This window comes from Streptomyces sp. NPDC059989 (assembly GCF_042736975.1).
Classification (GTDB): Bacteria; Actinomycetota; Actinomycetes; order Streptomycetales; family Streptomycetaceae; genus Streptomyces.
The window spans coordinates 42,883-63,879 of record NZ_JBHWUO010000044.1 but is presented as its reverse complement, the minus strand read 5'-3'; the positions used below and the strand labels follow the sequence as shown (position 1 = coordinate 63,879).

Annotated in this window: 14 protein-coding genes and 5 pseudogenes; 6 read left to right on the top strand and 13 right to left on the bottom strand. The window is 66.5% G+C overall.

The features are described from left to right. Positions 1–123: 123 nt before the first annotated feature. The 3 genes from ACFWBN_RS30385 to ACFWBN_RS30375 are packed head-to-tail and all read right to left on the bottom strand — an operon-like array spanning position 124 to position 2,380. On the bottom strand, positions 124–1,188 hold the full coding sequence (locus ACFWBN_RS30385) for an IS30 family transposase (protein WP_385181792.1): 1,065 nt from the start codon (positions 1,186–1,188) through the stop codon (positions 124–126). A gap of 23 nt (positions 1,189–1,211) precedes the next feature. Continuing rightward, the gene (locus ACFWBN_RS30380) at positions 1,212–2,042 is read right to left on the bottom strand and encodes a hypothetical protein (protein ID WP_385181788.1); all 831 of its coding nucleotides are present in this window, start codon (positions 2,040–2,042) and stop codon (positions 1,212–1,214) included. Further along, positions 2,042–2,380 (bottom strand): hypothetical protein, encoded by a 339-nt coding sequence (locus ACFWBN_RS30375; RefSeq protein ID WP_385181786.1) that lies wholly within the window; start codon positions 2,378–2,380, stop codon positions 2,042–2,044. Before ACFWBN_RS30375 ends, ACFWBN_RS30380 begins: the two co-directional genes overlap by 1 nt. A gap of 559 nt (positions 2,381–2,939) precedes the next feature. Between ACFWBN_RS30375 and ACFWBN_RS30370 the strand changes: the two genes are divergently transcribed. After that, positions 2,940–4,214, top strand: coding sequence for a helix-turn-helix domain-containing protein (locus ACFWBN_RS30370; protein WP_385181783.1), 1,275 nt, complete (start codon positions 2,940–2,942; stop codon positions 4,212–4,214). A 79-nt stretch (positions 4,215–4,293) separates the two neighbouring features. On the opposite strand, the gene ACFWBN_RS30365 is transcribed toward ACFWBN_RS30370, so the two are convergent. The 4 genes and pseudogenes from ACFWBN_RS30365 to ACFWBN_RS30350 form a co-directional block, all read right to left on the bottom strand. Continuing rightward, positions 4,294–4,926: a hypothetical protein gene (locus ACFWBN_RS30365; RefSeq protein WP_385181780.1), complete on the bottom strand. Its 633-nt coding sequence runs from the start codon at positions 4,924–4,926 to the stop codon at positions 4,294–4,296. A 75-nt stretch (positions 4,927–5,001) separates the two neighbouring features. Next, a pseudogene (locus tag ACFWBN_RS30360) lies at positions 5,002–5,310 on the bottom strand (transposase); the annotation flags it as partial. Between the two features lie 393 nt (positions 5,311–5,703). Further along, positions 5,704–5,964 carry a hypothetical protein gene (locus ACFWBN_RS30355; protein WP_385181777.1) on the bottom strand — a complete coding sequence of 87 codons (261 nt, stop codon included), beginning with the start codon at positions 5,962–5,964 and terminating at the stop codon, positions 5,704–5,706. Positions 5,965–6,435: 471 nt separating this feature from the next. Further along, positions 6,436–6,813, bottom strand: coding sequence for a hypothetical protein (locus ACFWBN_RS30350; protein ID WP_385181774.1), 378 nt, complete (start codon positions 6,811–6,813; stop codon positions 6,436–6,438). 77 nt (positions 6,814–6,890) lie between these two features. Between ACFWBN_RS30350 and ACFWBN_RS30345 the strand changes: the two are divergent. Continuing rightward, positions 6,891–7,262: pseudogene (locus tag ACFWBN_RS30345) on the top strand (transposase family protein); the annotation flags it as partial. 33 nt (positions 7,263–7,295) lie between these two features. Here ACFWBN_RS30345 and ACFWBN_RS30340 read toward each other — a convergent pair. Next, complete coding sequence (locus ACFWBN_RS30340) at positions 7,296–8,531, bottom strand: IS110 family transposase (RefSeq protein WP_385181771.1); 1,236 nt, start codon at positions 8,529–8,531, stop codon at positions 7,296–7,298. A 383-nt stretch (positions 8,532–8,914) separates the two neighbouring features. Between ACFWBN_RS30340 and ACFWBN_RS30335 the strand changes: the two are divergent. Beyond that, a pseudogene (locus tag ACFWBN_RS30335) lies at positions 8,915–9,305 on the top strand (transposase); the annotation flags it as partial. 317 nt (positions 9,306–9,622) lie between these two features. Here the strand turns inward: ACFWBN_RS30335 and ACFWBN_RS30330 are convergent. Further along, positions 9,623–12,550: a COR domain-containing protein gene (locus tag ACFWBN_RS30330; RefSeq protein ID WP_385181768.1), complete on the bottom strand. Its 2,928-nt coding sequence runs from the start codon at positions 12,548–12,550 to the stop codon at positions 9,623–9,625. A 275-nt stretch (positions 12,551–12,825) separates the two neighbouring features. Between ACFWBN_RS30330 and ACFWBN_RS30325 the strand changes: the two are divergent. Both ACFWBN_RS30325 and ACFWBN_RS30320 read left to right on the top strand, forming a co-directional pair. Then, a pseudogene (locus tag ACFWBN_RS30325) lies at positions 12,826–13,129 on the top strand (ISAzo13 family transposase); the annotation flags it as partial. Positions 13,130–13,652: 523 nt separating this feature from the next. Next, a complete protein-coding gene (locus ACFWBN_RS30320; RefSeq protein WP_385181765.1) occupies positions 13,653–14,195 on the top strand; it encodes a hypothetical protein in 543 nt (180 codons plus the stop codon). 135 nt (positions 14,196–14,330) lie between these two features. Here ACFWBN_RS30320 and ACFWBN_RS30315 read toward each other — a convergent pair whose 3' ends face one another. The 4 genes and pseudogenes from ACFWBN_RS30315 to ACFWBN_RS30300 all read right to left on the bottom strand — a co-directional run. Then, positions 14,331–15,392, bottom strand: coding sequence for a DUF4241 domain-containing protein (locus tag ACFWBN_RS30315; RefSeq protein ID WP_385181762.1), 1,062 nt, complete (start codon positions 15,390–15,392; stop codon positions 14,331–14,333). A 580-nt stretch (positions 15,393–15,972) separates the two neighbouring features. Beyond that, positions 15,973–17,268 (bottom strand): IS256 family transposase, encoded by a 1,296-nt coding sequence (locus tag ACFWBN_RS30310; RefSeq protein WP_385181759.1) that lies wholly within the window; start codon positions 17,266–17,268, stop codon positions 15,973–15,975. Positions 17,269–17,640: 372 nt separating this feature from the next. Further along, positions 17,641–18,015, bottom strand: a complete 375-nt coding sequence (locus tag ACFWBN_RS30305; protein WP_385181757.1) for a hypothetical protein — start codon at positions 18,013–18,015, stop codon at positions 17,641–17,643. A gap of 181 nt (positions 18,016–18,196) precedes the next feature. Next, positions 18,197–18,535 (bottom strand): annotated as a pseudogene (locus ACFWBN_RS30300) (recombinase family protein); the annotation flags it as partial. A gap of 397 nt (positions 18,536–18,932) precedes the next feature. Between ACFWBN_RS30300 and ACFWBN_RS30295 the strand changes: the two are divergent. Beyond that, positions 18,933–20,084, top strand: coding sequence for a cytochrome P450 (locus ACFWBN_RS30295; RefSeq protein WP_385181754.1), 1,152 nt, complete (start codon positions 18,933–18,935; stop codon positions 20,082–20,084). Positions 20,085–20,997 lie beyond the last annotated feature (913 nt).

The following is a 20,997-nucleotide window of genomic DNA, read 5'->3' as shown; positions in this document are numbered from 1 at the left end:
TCAACACCAACCCACAACTGCCATGGTCATTCCTCGCCCATACCGGCCTGACCATCCACCCACCACACCAACTGAACTTACGAAAAGATCAGTAGGCGCCGCCTTCAAAAAACCTTGGCGGGCTCAAGCGGTCAGTGCATCACCGCTGTTCAGAAGCTCAGCATAGATCTCGGCCGGGGTGCGGTAGCCGTGGATCTTGCGGGGTCGGGTGTTCAGCTCGTTGGCGATGGCGTTCAGGTCCTCCTGGCTGAAGGTGCGGAGATCGGCTCCCTTCGGCAGGTATTGGCGGAGCAGTCGGTTGGTGTTCTCGTTCGTGCCGCGCTGCCAGGGGCTCCGGGGGTTGCAGAGGTAGATCGGGACGCCGGTCGCGATGGTGATGGCACGGTGTTCGGCCATCTCGCGGCCCCGGTCCCAGGTCAGCGTCCGCCGTAGCTGAGGCGGAATGCCGAGGAGCCGGCGGGTGAGGTGTGGGGCGACCTGCTCGGCCTTGATGCCGTCCGGCAGCGCGACGATGGCGGTGAAACGGCTGGTCCGCTCGACCAGCGTGGCTATCGCCGAAGGCCTTGTGCCCATCACCAGGTCGCCTTCCCAATGGCCGGGCACCGTGCGGTCCTCGACTTCGGCGGGGCGGGCGCTGATGGACACCATGTCGCGGATGACGCCCCGCCCGGTGGGCCTGGCGGCGACCTTCGGTCGGCGCATGGGCCGACCCGTCCGTAGCTGCTGTGTGAGGGCGCGGTCGATGGCGTGACGGCGGCGCGGATCGAACAGGGTGAGGTAGATCGCCTCGTGCGAGACCCGCATGGAGGCGTCACCTGGGAACTGGCGGCGGAGCCAGCCCGCGATCTGCTCGGACGACCAGCGCAGAGCGAGCTTCGCTTCCACCAATACGCGCAGTGCGGGCCGCCGGGCGAGCTTCGCCTGTTTGGGGCGGCGGCTGCGTTCGAGGGCGGCCGTATCGGCCGCCGCTGCCCGGTAGTGGTCGCGGCCGCCGTTGCGGGCGATCTCCCGCGAGATCGTGGAAGCGGACCGGCCGAGCCGCCTGGCCACCTGTCGCGCCGTCTCGCCGGCCGCGATGCCGCGGGATATCTCCTCACGCTCACCGCAGGTCAGGTGCCGGGACGAACGTCGTCTCGGCACCAGGCGCACTCCGCCGGACTGCTGGAAGAACCGCCGCACATGATGCATGGGAACACCCACAGCTCGCCCGATCAGGCTGAACGACTCGCCCTGACGCCATCGCCGCCGTAGGCGAGCGTCGATCCGGCGAACCAGACGGGTCGGGTGCCGCCGTCGGCGCGGTCCCCGGGCAGCGCGACCGAGTACCCGACCAGGGCGCCGTCGTCGCCCAGGCGCTCGCGCACGCGCAGCCCGGCGTCGCGAAGCCGGTCGAGGAAGTCGGTGTCGCCGTGGGCGAGTGCGGCGGCCTGGCGGACGGTGCGCTGCAGGGACTCCCGGGCGGTCTCCGCGAGGCCGCGGCGGGGGGCTTTCTCGGCCTCGCCGGTGACCGGCCGTCGGCGCGCGGTCCGGTCCAGCGGCGACATCGGGGTCAGGCCCCAGCGGGCTTCGAAGACGCGGGCGGCCGTGTGCATGTTGAGGATGTCGCCGCGTACGCGGGGGTGCCGGCCGTCCTGGCGGGCGAGGGTCGCCAGGATGTGGATGTGGTCGGGCGCGTGCCGTACGGCGATCCACCGGCAGGCCTGCTCGTCGCCGTGCTCCGCGATGCCCGCGGCGTGCACCATGGCGGCGGCGACCTGCGCCCATTCCGCGTCCGACAGCACGCGATCGTCGCCGTGGTTGCGGACCGAGATGTGCCACACGTGTTCTTCCGGCTTCTGTCCGCGCAGCGCTTCGACGGGGGCGTCCAGGAGGAGCGCCAGGTCGGCGAGCGTCATGCGGTCCGGGGTGCGGGCAGGGCACGGCAGGTCCGGGTCCCAACCGGCGACGAGGTGGGGGTCGACGTGCTCGTCGCGCTCGCCCGGACCGAAGAGGTAGTCCAGGAGGTCGATCGTCGTCGAGCCGCTCTCCGCCTTCTTCGGCATCACGACCGTGGGCGCCTCTCCCGCATCACCTGGACCGTCGCCGCGTCGACCCAGGCCACCGCCTTCAGCGTCTCCTCCACCACGGTCGCGGCCGACTCCGGAAGGCCGGCCCCGGACACGCTGGTGGCGGTCAGGGCGCCGAGCGCGGCGACGGTTTCCCGCAGGTGCACCCGGGCCTGGACCAGCTCCCGCGGCACGTCCCCGGCGTCCCGGGAGACCGGCACCAGCACGTGCTGCGCGACCGCCATCACCTGGCGCCCCGCCCAGGCCGCCGACGCCATCCCCTCGCGTTCCGCGGCGGTGCGCACGACGGCCAGTTCGGTGTCGCTGAAGGACACGTAGAAGCGCTTCTTCCGTGGTTCACCGGCCTGGCGTTCACGACGCCGCCCACCCGTATTCCCGTCCGCGCCGACTGCCACCCAAGGCCCCTCACAATTCCGTGCCAGCCGATACCGGCTTTCCGGCGTCCCGGGGGCTTACTGCCCCCGTTACGTACTAACTGGCTGCCAATTTCTAATGCCTGAAAAATGGTTGCAGGACCATGCGCCCGCGAGCCGGGAAACCAGGCGCGCCAACACCGGACATCACCCCCACCAACGACCCCGCACCCCACCCCGACACCCCCGCACCGCACCGCGCCACACCGCCACCGCCACCGCCGCTGCACGCCCCGCCGCCACCCACACGACCACCACCACGCCGCCGCGCGCCCCACCCCCACACACCACCACCGCCCCACCCCCACCACACCAGCCACAAAGAAGCGACGACCACCCCATGGTTGAACCGCTCTCCGCGCCGGTCACCTGCCCCGGCTGGACGCGATGCCAGTCCTCCCGGACCTCTGGTTTGTCGAACCACCCGCCAGCGTGTGCCGATTCTCCATAAGGTGACGAGATGGCGCGCTCCTGGACTCGACTGCACGAACATCTGGGCCGCCCGATGGGCCCCCTCACCCACGGGATGGTCACGGACGCCGTGGCCTCGAAGCTCGGCGAGACGGACGACCTTGACTGGAAGAAACAGCTGCCCGCCTTCGTGCCCAAGCCGGGCATCTGGAACGAGTTCGCCAAGGACGTCACCGCGATGGCGAACACCCGCGGCGGCCTGCTCGTCTACGGGGTCTCGGACGACATCGAGCCCGTCGGCATCAACCTCGCCGAGGTGAACGAGCAGCAGCTGACACAGACCCTCCGCAACGGAGTCCAGCCGTACCTGTCCGGCGTCGACATCATTCCTCTGCCCGCTCCGGGCGGGGGCGGTCCCGACTTCCTGATCGTCGACGTGACACCGAGCGAACTCGCCCCGCACTTCCAGTACGGGTGGGAGCAGAAGGACAAGGATCGGGCGACCTTCAACGCGCCTTGCCGCGTCGGGAGCGAGACGTTCTACATGTCCGAGCACCAAGTCGCGCGGGCCTACCAGGAGCGCTTCTCGCGACAGGAGCGGGCCGAGACAGCTCTCGCCGAACTCGTCCAACAGGCCGCCTCAGTCGTCGTCGGCGAGTCCGAGCCGGCATGTGCGTGGCTGGTCGTTGCGGGACGGCCCTCACGGCCAGTCCCGCGCCTGGTGCCGGCCCCCAGCCGCACCGAAGCCAAAGACGCCCTCCTCGATGGCGTCAAGACCGCGGCCCGGCTCCACAGCGACCCGTTCGGCGTCCGCAGGGTCCTGTCCGACCGGCTCAACAACGCCATGCATGTGGGACTGCGCCGCTGGGTCGACAGCAACATCCTCGTACCGGAACTGCGGAGCTCACAAGCCGGGGCCATGGTCGAACTCCACCATGACGGAGGGGTCGTCGTGTGCGTCGACCTGAGCCACCCCCTGCCCAGTCAGATAGGCACGGCAATGGTCGACACCTCGACGCTTCCCACCGCCCTGGGCGAGGCCGTCGCGGTCATCGACGCCCACCGCCGACGCCGCCAGCTCGACTCCACCGTGGACATCACCGCAGCCATCGTGGCCGACAGCAACAACGGATCAGAATTCCGGTTCATGCCCTACGGGTACGGCAGCGGCCAACCCCGCGCGATCGAGCGGGCACGGCAGCCCCTCCGTGTCCTCCCGGCCACCACGGAACTGCCACCGATCGCCGACGACGAGGTTCTCCAGGCAACCCGCAAAGAACTCGTCGAAGGGCTGCTGCACCAATTCGGGATCAACACGTACTGAGGCCAGACTCCGGCACCAGTAAGGAAGCAGCGTCGGCACATCGAAGGCGGCTCCAAGGTCGCTGCTGTGAGAGACGCCCTCAGTCCGCGAGGTAAGCCTCCACCATGTCCCGCTCGCGTTCATACAATTCGTCCTGCACCGACTTCACGACCCCCATCGCGACCGCGTTGAGATCCTCGCTCTCCAGAAGACCGAACAGCCTTCCCCCGCTCTGCCCTCCGAGGTCAAATTGCTCGCCAGGCATCGACCGGAGAGACCATCGCCGCCTGCGGTCTGCACCCTCCGGAATCGTGGCCACCCAGTCCTCCAGGTCCGGATCAACGAGGTGCTCCAAGACGTTGCGCAGCCGGCTCAGGACCTCGTTGTCTGGCTGGGGCTCTTGCCCCCTCTCTTTGGCAAGACGGGCACGCCAAAGCTCAAGCTGGTGGGCTGACCACACGAGTGTGTGGTCCTCAGCCCAATGGACCCGGGTGTTCGCGTAGAGGTCGTCGTCGGTGGGACTCCACTCCTCATTCCGCTCGGCGTTCCGGAAGTCCTTGGCGTCCTTCACGCGTATCGCTCGGGCCCGATCAGCCGCCCGGATCACGGCCTCCGCCCAGATACGCACGAAGTGCTGGGCTACTTCCTCGGCTGTGGCCTTGGGCTCGTCGTCGGGAACAGCGAACGGGTTGATGTCGTCAGTCGAGGTCGCCTCGAACGGATTGCTATCCATGCCGCGAGGCTAAGGGCTGTCCCGTAAATGATCTCCGCGTTGTCTCGGGTGGGTCGGCCGTCCGGGGACGCTCGCCTATCCGCCGAGGGCGAGGTTGTGCATCCGCGCGATGCCGAGCACGGCGTGGTGGACGCCGTCGCCTTTGAGGCGGCAGTCGCGGAGAATCCTCCAGGTCTTCAATCCGGGCGAAGACGTGCTCGACGCGGGCGCGGACCTGCTTGTGGGACCGGTTGTGTGCTTCTTTCCAGTCCGGGAGGCTGGCCTGGCCGCGCCCGCGGCGGTGCGGGATCACCAGCCCGGTGCCCTGATAGCCGCCGTCGGCGATCGTGATGGTCTTGCCGACGGCGGCTTTGGTGCCGGATTCCTCCCAGCCGCGCGACACCAGCTTCGCTCCCGTCCAGGAGGGCGTCCTGGAGCCGGACATGCCGGTGTGGGTCGGTGACGTGATCGCTGGCCGGTACAAGATGGCGCTGCGGGACATGCGCGTGTCCACGGCTTCCTCGGCACCGCCGACATGGGGTTCGGCGTACCGCAGGACGTGGCCGGGTGGGCGACGATCCTGCACGACCCGCACAGCGCCTGATCCGGCCTCCTGGGGAGCCGACGGGGGCTAGGTCAGCCGGCTGCCGCCAGGCCGAACCGCTCAGCCGTGGGCAAGCGGACTGCGGGCTCTGCGACCCCGGCCACGCTCGGAACACCATGGACGACGTCCCGCTGTTCGGGCAGAGGTCATCTGCGGCGGCTGACTGAACTCGCCGACAGGGGCCGGACAGCCAATCAGTTGTGGTCCTTGCTTAGGAGTTGCTCCTGATCACCCTCCACTGTGACTCGGTAGTCGGAGATCCGGTGGAATTCTTCCTTGACCGCATCAGGCGCAGGAAACTCGTGGACCGTCTGGTCGACATCCGGCAGAATCTGGATCTCGATTTGAATACCCTCTTCGCCTTCCACGAACTGCGGTTTAGCGTGGGCCGCAAGAATGTTTCCAGCGCGGTCGGCCAGAACGGTGACCGACTCTATAGGAGGCCTCTCATTCACGGCACTTTCCCTCCATTAAAAGAGTAGGTGGTTCCGATGCTTCCGAAATTTGTGATGGTGACGAACTGAGACCACTGGTACTTAGGAGGGCTCGTGGTGTTGATCCTGTCCCGCCCGTGGCCTAGCTCGGAAACGACGAGCTTCTGATAGTTGGGCGACAGGAAGTCTCCTGTCGGAACCCCAACTATGTACTGTGGGCCGTCATACGTGGACCCGCCCGCAATAATGAACAAGGTATGTTCCGATGTTCCTGGAGACAGGTAGCTGGGTCCTGACATCCACGACATGTTGACTCCAGTGTGAGGACGTTGAGGGAGCGGTTGGGGGAAGAGCTCCCCTGCTTCCAGCAGACACCCCCTCTGGGAGCCGCGCAATTCGTGCAGCGCGGGGTTTGGTGGGGCATGGGCGGCGCCAACTAAGGGCTGTCCCGCAACTGCGGGAGTGTGAGGACCTGCCCCGGCTTCGCGGACATCAGAGGAAGAGAAGTTCGACGTCCTTCGCGACGCAGAGCCGCAGAACAACCGTCAGCTGTTGGGCCGCATCGATGTGTGTCCGAGGGACGCCGACCTCGCTCCGCCACTGGTCGACGATCGCCTCGAGTCGGGGCAGGAGGGCGGCGTATTCGGTGGGCGAGAGCTCGCCTCCACCGTCATCGGGGCGATCGAGCAGCCGTTTAAGCGAAGTGGAGACATCACTCCAGGGTCGCTCCCCGCCGAACCCCCACATCTCGTCGAGATCGAACCCCTCGGCTCGCGCCAGCTGTCGCCTGAATGCGGCGAAGCCGCTGTAGGACCAGCCCACGTCGGGACTGCTGGTGTCTCCGTCTCCCGGAAACAGAGTCAGCCCCATGGCGTTCTCCCTCAGATCGTCGAATACGTAAAGGATCAGTCGGGACGAGCGAGGTCTGCAACTGAGATAATCCAGCGGTGGCTGGTGTGATCACGGCGTCGCAGCCGTCTTGGATAGCCCCGTTCGCCGGGCTGAGCCCGCGCCAGTTCGGCAAGCTGGTGACTGTTCGGCGGCGTCAGGGTGCGGATGCGGTTCGCAAGGGCCGGCCGTGGAGCCTTCCGCTGGAGGATCGAGCACTACTGGTCGCGGCTTACTGGCGCACGAACTTGACGATGCGCCAGCTCGCCCCGCTGTTCGGGGTCTCGAAGTCGGCGGCGGACCGCATCATCGACCACCTCGGGCCAATGCTTGCACTACAGCCCCGCAAACGGTTCGCCAAGGACACCGTGCTCATCGTGGACGGCACGCTCGTGCCCACCCGCGACCACACCGTGGCGGAGCGGTCGAAGACATCTCATGTCGTCGGTAGGTCAAGTAGGCGCTCAGGCGGCGAGCTCCAGGGGTGCCGCGAAAGCACGATCGGGGTCGAATAGCGTGCGGCGTTGCAGGCAGTGGTAGAGGCAGCCGAGCAGTTTGTTGAACAGGTTCCTGAGAGCTGCCGTATGGCGCTCTCCACCAGCGCGCCGCCGGTCGTAGTGGGCGCGTGGAGCCTGCGTGCGAAGGGCTGCGAAGGCCCACATGTGCCCGGCTGAGGCCAGCCGCTGATTCTTGACGGTCCGTGCCACCACGACGTGGCTGCGCCCGGAGGCCCGCGTGATAGGAGCCGCTCCCGCGTACGCCTTCATGGCGCGGGCATCTGCAAAGCGTTCGCGGTCATCTCCGAGTTCGGCGAGAACTCGCGCTCCGGAAAGTACGGACAGCCCAGGGAAGCTGGCGATGATTTCGGCATCTGGGTGCGCGAGGAATGCCTCCTCCGTCGCCGCCGCGAGCTGAGCGGCGCTGTTGCATGAGGCATCGACCTGGCGGATGAGCGCTACTGCCTGGTGCCCCAGGGCCTGCTCGACCTGCGGCAGCTGCCGCAGGTAGTCCGCGCGGAAGATTGCCCGAAGCCGCTCGACCTCAGCCTCGATTCCGCAGCGTGGACGCTCGCCCCGCTTGAGCAACGCACGCAGCTGGCTGCGGGAGAGTTTTGCAGCGTCGGCCGGCGTGGGTGCAGCGGTGAGAATCACGCGGGCACGTGGAGAATCGAGTCCCGGTTTGCCGGCGCCGTGGAAGGCGATGAGAGCGGCTGGATAGTACTCGCGCAGGTGCGACCGGAGCCGGTTCATCATCTGTTGCCGGTCCCAGATGGCGTCCTGGTGAGCGCGGGCCAGGACAGCGACGGCCTGCCCGGCCTCGCTGTCGTCGGGAAGGGGGCGGTGAGCGTGCCGGTCGGTCCGAAGGATATTTGCTAGAACACGGGCGTCCGCTGCATCGGACTTGGCCCGGGAGACGCTCGCGCGATCGCGGTAGCGGGCCGCGGCCAGTGGGTTGATCGCGTAGACCTGTCGGCCGGTTGCCCGCAGGCCGGCGACGAGGAGGCCACGTGGCGTCTCGATAGCAACGGGGATCGGATGCTCTGCGGAGTCACCATGCCTGGTCAAGAGTTCGATCAGTGCGTGGAAGCCGGCACTGTCGTCGCTGATCCGTAGCTTGGCGACCTGGGATCCGTCCTGGTCGACCAGGGCTATGTCGTGGTGCCCCTCCGCCCAGTCAATTCCGCAGAAGATCTCGCTCAACACTGTGCCTCCCTCTCAACCTGCAGATCGATCCCATGCGGAGCACGCGGCGCTCTAATAGAAGTGCTCTGGGCACGCCATCTCATGAGCCGTTCGTGTCTCCAGCGACCGGCAGGGACCTCGGTCTGTTGGAGAGCTCATCGGCTCGCGGACTGTTGAGAGGTCGGCCCCTGCCGGCGGGCTGAGGACATGAAAGCTGGTGATAATCGAGCCTCTGCCGGGCGGGACCGGTCTTTGACGAGAGGTCAAGGCCACGGAACTACCGAAGGTCTCCGCCCGGCAGGGCGCGGGCGAGGCAGGGCCGGTCCCCGAAGGGCGGCAGGCCTCGACCTCGCCTGGTGGCCCTTGCAATCACGCGCCTGGGTTCACCGATGACCTATTAGAACTACCGGTACTCCACCAACCACCAAGTCGTCATCGACGCCGACACCCGCCTGGTCGTCGTGGTCCGCCGGCCGCTCGCCGGAAACCGCAACGACTGCAAGGCATGGGAGGAGTCCGGCGCCAAGGCCGCCGTCGGCAAGACACTCACGATCGCCGACGGCGTCTACCCAGGCACCGCACTCGTCATCCCTCACCGCCGCGAGCGCGGCCAGACCGAACTCCCAGACTGGAAAGAGGAACACAACAAATCCCACAAGCAGGTCCGCGCCCGCGTCGAGCACACCTTCGCCCGTATGAAGACCTGGTAGATTCTCCGCGACGGCCGCGACGGCGTCCACCACTCGATGCTCGGCATCGCCCCGCATGCACAACCTCGCCATCGCCGGATAGACGAGCGGACCGCACTTCGACCGACCCTGCCGAGGGCACTCCAAGATTATTTACGGGACAACGCTTAGGGTCCGCCCGTCAGCGATAGACGTTGGTGTCGACCGGCGCGGGTGCTGACGGTTCGTCATCAGCGGGCTGTCCCGTCGGTGCGTTCTTGGTGGGACTCGGGGGGAGCGGTGACGGTGCGTCCTCCATGCGCTGCCCTGTAGGTGACTCCTTGAAGTTCCGGAGGGCACGATCCAAGCCTGCAACTTCCCTCGCGACGATGAGGTCGGTTGCCGCAGCCGCCACGATCGCTCCGCCCCCCGCGGGGAGTACTAATTAGAATCTGGAATATTTGACTCCCCTCTAGATACTCCGGGATAAATCCGTAGGACCGACGGCTCATACTGAGCGTAGTGATGGGCGCAAAGCCACTGCCAGTCCCCAGTAGGAGTAAGAACCCGCTGGAGGTCGCGGAACTTACGGGTTTCATCGAGCTCAAAGAGAAATTCCCGAAATGCACGCAACGCGGCACCTTCGGAAGCTGAGAGTCCAATTACTTCTTGCCCCTTCGAGGTTGCACCTTCGTCTAGGTGGACTGAATCGGCAAGTGACTTCATAAGGTCAGCACTGTCTTTGATGGCGGCAACATCAACCGCTCCTGCAACTCCCCCAACGATGGGAGCGAGAAGGCTGACTGCCGAAGCAGCAATTCTCAGATATGGTGCAACGCTCACGACCCATTCCTTGGAAGAGCGGAACTCGTAAGGCGGCGACACCGGGTGTTGTGAACCAGTCTCCTCACACCACAGATGAAGAATAAACTTCTTGGACCATATTGCCCTAGGATCCCAGCGCTGCTCGGGTGCGAGTTGCATCGAAAAGAGTTTCGGACAGTCTGCGATCTCAGCACTGCCCGCTTTCGCTAGGATCATCAAAAGGTGCAAGTAGGCTCCGGCCTTCTCCTGAAATTGGCGAGCGTCGGAGGAAAGCTGAACAATGTCTTGGTGGGCTGCTGTAATCTTCGCCTGCACACTTTCGATCTCAGAGGCGGAGACTAGCTCCCGGCGCAGGCTAATCCCCGTGGAAATTCCACTCAGAATTTGGTCGACATCCTGTTCCTCTGAACATTCCACGCAAAGGAAGGACGACTTCTTTCTGGATCTTAGCTTTTCCAAACCCTCGACTGGGAAGGAGTTTGGGCAAACGACGCCACCCGGCCCATCACCCGGGCAGGGAATGCGGATTTGGTGGCTAACGCCAGGCCATCGCAGCTTTACGAGCTGATCAATTGTGTCTCTAAGGACGTCAAATAGGAGTGCCCTGGAGCCCCCGACCACCTTTACGGACAAGCGAGTATCAGAGATCAACTCTACAAGTGCGCGAGCATCGAATTTCGGATGCTCAAGATAGAATCCCTTGTTCCACTGACGGCCCGCAAACCTTCTAGTCCTGACCGTTAGCCACGGAATTAGACCAGTAGGGGCATCGGAGAAATGGCAGAGCATGCTAAGTTCGTCAGATCCTCCTGGGTCAGGCCAGGGTATATTCGGGCGCTCATACGGAACCAGTTCGGCAATCAGACTTGCAGTTTCGTCGTGAATGCGATAAGAGATGTCAAACTTTTCCATCAAGCGAAGGAAATATGGATGCATTTCTGGCACGTAGCCGCGCTCAGCGTCTCCCCAAATTCGAGCTAGGGAGGAATGTTCCAGGATCCCGGAATTCTGCCTAGTTTCTTCGTCCTCGAGTACGTAGCTGATTGCAAGCGTCAGCCATTCCGGCTGCAGAATAATGAGCTCGCGCAGATCATCATCTTCTGGGTAGTAAACTATATATCCGAGGTCGTTCAACAGTGCGGCCAGCGCCTCAGCTTCGTCCTCATCCACTCCATGGCGATCACAGATTCGATCAAATGTTGCCCTTTTCACATATGGCTCTCGCCTATTCAGAAGGTCGTTCTGAACTGCTTCCCAGCGCTCACTGATGCGCTCCCCCATACGCGGCAAGCCAGCCGCCATATGCGCAAGCTTTTCAGTGAGTTCAGGAATTCCGTATCCAGACTTACTGTCAACGCGTTGATGGCCGACGAGCAGCGGTCCAAATTTCTCTCTCAGCTCTGAGTGGTCAATATCCTCCGGTCGACCTTCGTCGGCGTGCGTGGAAACAACAAGAACACGGGCGCTATCCCCACACCTCAGCTTAATCCTGGAAATCCACTGCTCGACAAGGTTTGCCTGGTCCCCTTCCCGAGGGTTCCAAGTGACGAAGTACAAGGCCTGCCGAGTAAAGAAAAACTGATGGGTTACCCGATATATTTTTTGCCCGCCGAAATCCCAGGATCGAACCGTAATTTCTTCCCCTGCCTCGTCACAAGACATTTCAGTCACAAGGCCTAGCGGGAAATCGACACTGAAAGTCTTGATCTCGATACCGTGGGTGCTATCCCTGTCGGCATCGAATGGATTCCCGCGAAGCGCCTCCACCAGGCTCGTCTTCCCTACCCTGCCTTCCCCCACCAAGATCAGCTTCGCCTCATAGTGTGGCTCCGCATCTAGGGTCCTGAGATATGGCAGTAGGTATGGAGCGCCTCGCTCAACAAGCTTTGAAACATTCTCGTCCAAGAAATTCTCGTCGAGATCTAGCTGAATGTCAGGCGACAGGTAGCCAAGATGATATGAAAGTTTCGTGAGACCGTTTCGGCGAAGACTCAATCTTCTAAGCAACTTAAGGTCAGCAATTTCTTCACCGAGCTCAAGACCGGGATTATCTCCCAGATCTAGATCCTTTAGGCGACGCAGCTGGGCAAACTCCATTGGAAGTGAACCAATGATGTTCCCTGAGAGATCTAGAATCGCCAGCCCTTCGAGGCGGCAAGCGCTGGAGTCAATCACCTCTACCCCGTTGCGAGAGACGCTGAGCCCCGCAAGCCCTTTAAGCTTCTCCGGCTGATCGACCTGCAGCCTCCGGATCCCATTTCTATCCAGGATAAGGGACTTGAGGCGAGGGAGCTCGGCGACCCATTTTGGAAAGCTCGAGAGTGCATTTCCTGAAAGGTCAACATGTTCCAGCGATGGAAGGATTCTTGAGATTTCCTCTGGGATTTCACTACTGAGTGAGTTGTTGGAAAGATCCACGCGGCGAACGCTGGCGCCGAAATTCAAACGACGCAAGGCATCTCTTATTCCATCCAGACCTATCCTGCTGAGATCAAGATCTCCGGTCAGTCGTGCCTCTTCGATGCGCTGGCTAAGGTCATCCACTTTGTCTCCATGCGGGAGAGGAGGGAGCTAGCACAATCCTCAATCCCGGGCCCTGCCCCAGCGCCCTCTTGGGTCTACATGGGCTTCCTCGCCGGCAAGTCAGGGCCTGGCGGGTCGGCGTTCAAACGGCGGGTACTTCCAGGATTACGCAGATCTCAGATGCTGCAACTCTTCATGGCCGACCTAATGGCTTGCAGGGAATCAAGGCGTTGCTTCCAGTTCTGAAGCTCGTTGCTGTGGTACGCGCCTCCCGAGCTGGAGGCTGGCGAGGAGTCTTGGGTCGGGTGCGGCGTCCAGGCGGGGCCGCAAGAGGGTTGCGGAGCTTGATCCGGGATTGTGGCCAGCTCTGCTGGCGCTGGTCGAGCCGGATGTGCGAGTGATCCGATGTCGCCGCTGCGGTGGACGCTGAACTTCGACCCGCGCACTCACGAGGGAACTGACCCGGACCGGGCAACGGGTCAGTGCGGGCACCGTTGCCGATCTGCCGCGGGAAGAAGGCTTCAGCCTGCAGGCCAACGCCAAGCCGCTCGACGGCAGCCGGATCGGGACGCGCAGTTCCGTTACCTCAATGAGCAGGCTCCAGGGGCGGGCGCTCTGAGACGCTGCATTGACCAGCGTTGCCGTCCCAGTCTCCGTCTCAACGGGGTACTCAGCCGACCTGGGAGGCGTCCCGCCTGATCTGCCTTGTCCAGGGCCGTGCGCTGCTGCGTCGTCCGTGCCCAGAAGGGGTTCCGGTGCCGTGTTCCGACAGCTGCCGGCGGCCGCGGTCGGGACAGGTCTGGGCCGTCTCTGGGCCGTCGGAGGGTGGCCGGTGGTCACCGGCGATGACCAATGACGGCCTCTCAGATGCCGGTTGGGATGGCGTCTGTAGTGGATCCGCCTGGCGGGCTGAGGCGGACATGACGTCCTCCTCATCGGCGGCACGCTGTTCACCGCGGGCCAGCGCCGCCGCACGGACCGGGACCTCCACGAGGAACACCTCCGCAGGCACGGCCCGCCATGGCGGTCCCGGCGGTAGGTCCACCGAAATCCCGTCGACGGCGGGGCCCCGCCGAGCCGATCATGACGCAACGACGCCAGGATGAACCGAGGAGCGGACACCGTGGACCAGGACATCGACAGCCGGTGGGAGGGACTCCCCGCCGGTATCCGTGCCCAGGCCGACGGATACGTCCTGCAGGACAACAGCTTGCAGGCGGTCCGGCTCATGTGGGAGGCCGGCCGCGCCCAGGGCCTCGACCTGAACCACGCGCAGAAGATCCTCCACCTGCGCTACGAGCACTTCGGCGACTGCGTCGCCCGTACGCCCGACTCCCCCCTCGACCTGGACTCGCTCGCCGCCGTCGCCCGCGGCATCCAGGCCCGCGTATTGGCGATCGAGGCCGTCTGGGACGGGGACACCGTCCACGGCTGTTTCGTAAACCTGCTGGCCGTCACGGACGACCTCGCCGGGGAGAAGTGCCTGGCCACGATCTACTGGGGCACTGCCGTGCGCGCCCTGGACCGTGCCGACGCGGGCCCGCTCCACCCCTCGGCGGCCGCCGCCGCCCGCGTGGGCATCGACCTGGCCGCCCACCTCGGCGTGCCGTTCCACTTCGCCAGCCCCGACGTCCCAGACGACGAGGCGCCCCGCTGGCGCCCCTGACCGCCGGGCGGGGCCTCGCGGGTCAAGGTCCCGATGCAGGTCTCCGAGGCAACGGCGAGGACCCGTCCGATCCCGGGATCGGACGAGCCCGCTTGACGTCCATTGGAGCATCCCGGGTCCCAGCGGCACCGGGGCTCAGGGCGCCACGAGGTCGGGCATTCCTTCGACCAGCACCACCACACCGACCACGTCCCCGTCTGCCGAACGCCCCACCCAGACGGCATGGACCCCGTCCGAGCCCACCGCGAACGCCACCAGCTCGGCGCCGGAGCCGGGCTCGCGGGTGTGGAGGAAGTAGGCGGAGTCGGTGCTGTACTTCCACGCCTCCGGGTCGTTGTCCTCCATCACCTGCCGGGAGAGCCGCTGGAGCGGGCCCCACGCCCCGGCATCGGCGAAGGCGCCCATCGCGCCGTCCGTACCGAACCCGTACGCCTCGCCCTCCCCGAGCAGCCTGGTGTCGTCGCACGGCCTGAGGGCCATCTCCCAGGACGTGGCCGGGACTTCCCCGACGCGCAGCCGGACCGCTGTGGACGACTCGCAGCCGTCGAGGAAGGCGGCCTGCGCCTCGTCGAGCACGTGCTCCCCGAGCGGGACGGCAATGCTGAAGTGCGGCCCGTCATGGTCCAGGGGGCAGTCGACGGCCAGCAGGCCGCTCGGCACGCGCAGGGTGCCGGTCCGCCTCGGCTCCACGGCGGTCATCTCGTCGCCGTGGGGACCGGACATACGAGTACCGGGACGGAAAAGCGCATCGAAGTCGACGGACGAGAAGATGCGGGATGGCTCCCGACGCCACGGCACGGAAGCCTCGCGCGTCCCAGCGGTGTCCAAGTGCACCCGCACCCAGTCCGGCAGGTGCTCGCCGCCCGGAAGCGGCCGCCACTCCCCGAACCCTGGCCGGGCCGACCACAGCCACTCTTCCGGCACCGTGAGCACGGCCTCGAGCGAGGAGCCTCGCATGCCCTCGGGCTGGTGCGAAATCCGTCCCGTACCGTCAGGGAAGACCTCCACCACGGTACGAGGGCAGTCCTGGGCGAATTCCGCCGTCACCGGACCCGGGTAGCGCCAGCTGATCGCGCGCCGGTTCAGCAGCCGCACCTCGTCGACCAGCAGCCTCAGTTCCGCTTCGAGTGTCCGGCGGCCCTGTTCGTCGTACGCCCCCACCTCGACGAAGCCCGCGCCCCACGAAACCAGCCGCACCTGGGCCAGCACCTCGCTCCCGGCACCAGATGGCCGCAGTGCGCCGCCGACGAGGGGGACATCTCGGCCTCGGTCTCGCGGTGTGTGCCTGGTGCCACGAGGCGATGGTGGCGTGGTATGCCGCGGTGGAGTGGTGCGACGCACGGCGCGGGGAGGTGGCGCAACGGTCTTCCGCCGGCCGGGTGGGATATGAGCCTCCTGTCGGATTGTTGGACCGCTCTGACCGGTCCGCGTCCATAGGTTGACCCGCGAGTGTCGGCATCCGCCGACGCGAACTTCACGGCGGAAGGTCATCTGATGGCTGGTGTGTACGTACGAAGTCGCGTGAGAGGCAGGAGACGGGGTCCGCTGTGCACCTTGCTGAGTCTCTTCCTTGCACTCGCATCCATCCTCGGGGCGGCGGGCGCGGCGGAGGCGGTCGGCCAGCGGACGGGGGCGGCCGACCTGAGGCTGAGCGAGACCGCAGTCCCGAGGTCGACGACGACCGGCACTGAAGTCACGTACACCCTCAGCGTCAGGAACGGGAGTGTCAGTTTCTTTGTGTAAGCCCTGGTGCTGACGTTTCTTGCGGGTGGTGCGGTTACTGGTTGTCGGTGACGCGGTCGCCGTAGTAGCCGGCGAGGGTGTTGATCGCTTCCTTCCAGTTGTGGGTCCGGCCGGTGGGGTTGCGCCGGTTGGGCTGGCGGTCCCGGATGACGAGGTAGAGGACCTTCAGCGCCGCGTCCTCGTTCGGGAAGTGGCCGCGGCGGCGGGTGGCTTGGCGGAAGCGTGAGTTCAGAGACTCGATCATGTTCGTCGTATAGACGATCTTGCGGATCTCGGGCGGGAACCGCAGGAACATCACGAAGTGGTCCCAGCTGCGGCGCCAGACCGCGACCAGGGCCGGGTAACGACGGCCCCAGTCGGCCTCGAACTCCGCGAACCGGGCCTCGGCCGCGTCCGCGGTCGCGGCCGTGTAGACCTGCCGGAGCTCCTTCGCGATCTGCGACCAGTGCTTGGTGGAGGCGTACTTCAGCGAGTTGCGGACCATGTGGACCACGCAGAGCTGGACGTCGGCCAGCGGCCAGATGGCCGCGATGGAGTCGGGCAGGCCCTTCAGCCCGTCACAGCAGGCGATCAGAACATCCTGGACCCCGCGGTTCTTCAGCTCCGCGAGCCAGGTCATCCAGGTCTTGGCGCCCTCGCCGCCGGTGCTCACCCACATGCCCAGGATGTCCCGCTCGCCTTCGAGGTTGATGCCCACCGCGATGTAGACGGGCCGGTTGGCGACCGCGCCGTCACGGATCTTCAAGACGATCGCGTCGATCATCACCACGGCATAGACGCGGTCCAGCGGCCGGTTGCGCCAGGCGTCCAGCTCAGCACTGACCTTGTCCGTGGCCTTCGAGATCGTCTCGCGGGAGACGTCCACGTCGTAGATCTCCGCGAGGTGGGCCTGGATCTCACCCGTTGTCAGGCCCTTGACGTAGAGAGACAGGATCGCCTCGTCGAAGCCCTCCGCCCGCCTCTGATGCTTGGGCACGATCTGCGGGCTGAAGGTGCCGGCCCGGTCGCGGGGGATGTCCAGTTCCACCGCCCCCACGTCCGTCAGGATCCGCTTGCGGCTCGTGCCGTTGCGGGCGTTGCCCGACCCGATACCCGCCCGATCGCCTTTCTCGTAGCCGAGGTGGTCGGCCATCTCGCTCTCGAGGGCGCCTTCCAGGACCAGCTTCACCAGCCCTTTGAGTAGCCCGTTCTCTCCGACCAGGTTCACGCCCTCGGCGCGGGCCCGCTCCACGAGCTGCCCGGCCAAGTCACGTTCTGTTTCCGCCAGTCGAGCCAACTCGGCCCCCGTCCGCACGATGCCTTCACGGGGCCGATCGTCCTTGATGCCCATCAGTGATCCTTCCCGGCAGAGACCACGTCTCATGCCTTACGGGTCACACCGGGGCATACACAAACTTCCGGACAGTCCCTGGAGTGGGTGCTCATGAGCGGGTTCCTCTCGGCAGCGGCACTGTAGTGAACCGTTTCGCCGACCCGGCATTCCCGCCGACACACAGCAGCACACGGACGCCACAAGCAGGCACCAGACCGCGCTCCAGTATCTGGGTAGCAGGGGTCCCGGAAGGGGTGCAACACGGCGGTGCAACGCGCTCGCGCAACAGCGCGGTGCACGCGTTGCGCCAGGTCAAGACCGCAACACACCGTTGCGTTCGACCGCGTTGCACCGCCTGTGTTGCAGGGCACCCGCGCGCAGACGGCGGGACTACCTCCTGCCGCCCGCGCCCCAGCCGCCGAGGAAGTCGGTCAGGGCACGGCACTGCTCTTCCTCGCGGGCGATCTGCTGCGCGAGCACGGTGCGGTCGATGTAGGGGTCGACGGCGGCGAGGACCAGGCGCTGGAGTTCGGCCGGCTCCAATGCCTCCACCTCCCACTGCACCGTGCGGCGGGGGTCGAAGCCGTAGCGGCGGGCGAAGGCCGGCCACCTCGGGTCGCCGCTCTTGCCCTCGGTCGCCGGGAGCCCGTACGTGCGCATCTGCTCGTAGGTGAGCAGCACCCGGGTCACCGAGCTCCAGCAGCCCGTGCGCTCCACCCAGTCCCGCTCGATGTCCTCGCCGGAGCAGTCGAAATCGCCGACCATTCTCCTGGGCGCCCCGAGTGTGCGGTAGGGATTCACGCAGCTCAGAGGCGGTCAGCACGACCATAGCCGGTGCAACACCTGTGGTACATGGACCCGCCGAAGCATTCACTTCGACGGGGCGCGATGCGCGTCGGCCCCCGGTCCACTGTGGGACGGGGCGGCCGTGATGTCAGCCGGAGGGGCTACGCGCCATGAGCTTCACGGTGGACGGCAGCTCGCCGGTGCGCGGGTGGCGGGCGGTGAGGTCCATCGTGGAGAACGCGCCGTCGTGGATACGCGGCGCCACCCGGTCGCGGTGCGGGACGTCGAGCACGTCGAGGATGTGGCCGGTGCCGCGTTCGAGGCGGAACATCTCGGAGATGTGCACGGTGTCGCCGGGCCGCGCGTAGGCGAGCAGTTCGCCGAACCTCGGACGCTCCGGCGGGTGGAGGCGGCCGGAGGTTCCCGCTGTCTCCTCGAAGGCGACCGGGTCCTCGATCCTGGCTTCGTCCGGGACGAGGTTCCGACGGTCGGTCGACTGTCACCCGGCAGCCGGTCCATCCGTCCTTCCACCGGCCCGCGCGTCCTCCGGGCGCGGCCCGACCCCGCACCCGGTGGAGACGGCGCTGCCGAGAGGGGGCGTGCGCTGGGAGTGACCGCAGGCGCGGCCTCGCGACGTGGGGGCGGCATCGGTCGGTCGGGGGACCGGCGTGCGCCTACACCATCGGGTGATTGCGGGGATACCTCGACAACGGTGTGGAAATACCTGCTCGAGTGCAATGGGTTGTGGGGGCTGATCGAGGGACAGCGGCCGGGCATCGCCCGGGAGCGGTTCGTTCCCCTCCGGGTGCTCCGGCTGCGGGTGGCGGTACGCGGACCTATGCCGCAAGGGACGCTCGTCGTGCCCGACGAGGATCACCGGAGGTGGCGGAATGAGGATGGGGTACAGGATCCGGTTGCGGCGGGACCCCCTCGCCTACGTCGAGGAGCTGAGCCGCGGCAGCACGGCGGGGGTGATGCGGCTTCCCTGGGGTGGCTGGTGTGTCCGCGACACCGAGCTGGCGCAGGCGCTGCTGCGGGATCCGGAATACCACACGGGCGGGTCGGTCTTCTTCGGCGAGCTGCTGCCCGACCGCGATGCGCAGGCGCAGCTGGGCCGCGCGGTGCGCAACCTTCTGCGAGCCGACGTGCCGCGCTACCGTGCCGCGTTGCCCGAGGCGGTGGCCGCCATGCCGACGGCCGGCCGGTGGCCGGACGCTGGCACGCGGGTGGTCTACCACTGCCTGGCGGACCTGCTGCTGCACCCCGACACACCGGGCGCCAGCCGTGAGTTGATGCGGCAGGCCGTCCACGAGGGTGTGGCGGTGCGCTCGGCCCATGTGTGGCGGCGGGCCCGGGCGGAGCTGGTGCGGGCCAGGCTGCTGACCGCCGTGACCGAGGAGGCACACCGCCGCCGCCGACAGCCTGCTGGCGAACCGCGGGACATGCTGGACGCGGTGCTCACGCTATGCCCGGAAGCGGAGATGTCCGACCGGAGGGTGGCCGACCTGCACCTGATGATGTTCCGGGCGATCATCGCCCCCGTCAGCGCCGCGCTGGCATGGTCGGTGCTGCTGGCCTGCCTGCACCACACCAGGGCCGCACCGTGGCCCTGGCCCATCGATCAGGTCGTGCGCGAGGCGCTGAGGCACCGCCCGGTGCCCTGGATGCTCGGGCGCACCCTCCCGCGCGCCGTGGAACTCGGCGGCACCGTCTTCCCGCCCGGTGAGCTGCTCTCCGTCTGCCCGTACCTGCTGCACCACGACGAACGTCACTGGGATTCCCCCGACGCCTTCCGGCCCGAGCGCTGGGCCGGCGACAGCGGGCACGGCCCCTACGTCCCCTTCGGAACGGGGCCTTTCAGTTGCGCCGGCGCGGCGGTGGCACACACGCTGCTCATCGAGTCGCTGGCCGCACTCACCGACCACGCCAGCCTGGCCGTCACCGGCGGGGATACCCGCGCCTCCATGTCGGAGGGCAATGTTCCGCGACCGTTCATCCTGCACCGCACCCCGGACCACCCGCCCGCACACGACACGAGAAGGAGGTGATCAGCCATGGCCGCGATGCGACGCATCTTCACCAACAAGCCAGCCCGACGCTGGTACTGGTACTGACCCGGGGCACCACCGGCCCGGACGCCTCCGGCGTCCGGGCCTTCCCCCCGCGGCGCGGCGATCTCGTCTTGGCCGCCGCTGGCGTCCGCGAGGTTGCTGCCCGCCGCGCGCCGCAGCATCCGCGGGGTGACGTTCCGGCTCAACCCGGCCCGCGTGGACAGCCGCCCGAACAACTCGGTAATCGAATCGGCGGTCATCGGCGCACCCAGCGGCTCGGCGAACAGGTTCACCAGCACGAAGTCGGCGGCCGGCCCGTGCGGCAGCGCCATCCGCTCCATCACGTACTGGCCGTAGGCGAGCACCACCAGATGGTCGACGGGCTTCCACCGGCCCGGCGCCGCCGTCGGCTGCCGTTTCGCCCACGCTCCGTTGACGTTGTCCCGCCGCAGCAGCACGATGAACCGGCCGCGGGCGTTGCGGCAGGCAAGAGACAGCTCCACGATCTCGCGGTCGTCGGCCCGCTCGCCCTTCCTGCGCGGGACCTGAACCCGGTGCCGGGGGCGCATCCGGTAGCCGGTCACGTCCTCCCCTCGGGCCTGCTCCGGCAGATCCCAGTTCTCCGCCACCTCGTACATCTGGGCCATGGCGTGCGAGGGCACCGTCTTCGCGGTGATGCCATGCAGCAGGAACTGCCGCACTCCCGTGAGGATGCTTTGGATCCGGGCCGGCTCGCGTACGGCCTCCGCCCCGGGCCCGGGGTACACCAGCCCGCTGCCCGAAGGGCGGTCGATGCCCGTGACCTGCTTCGTGCCGAACTTCAGCCAGACGATGAACAGGCCGAACTCCTCGGCCGCCACCCGCCAGTCGCGGCCCATTCGCGTGCACCAGCGCAGGTACAGAGCGGTGT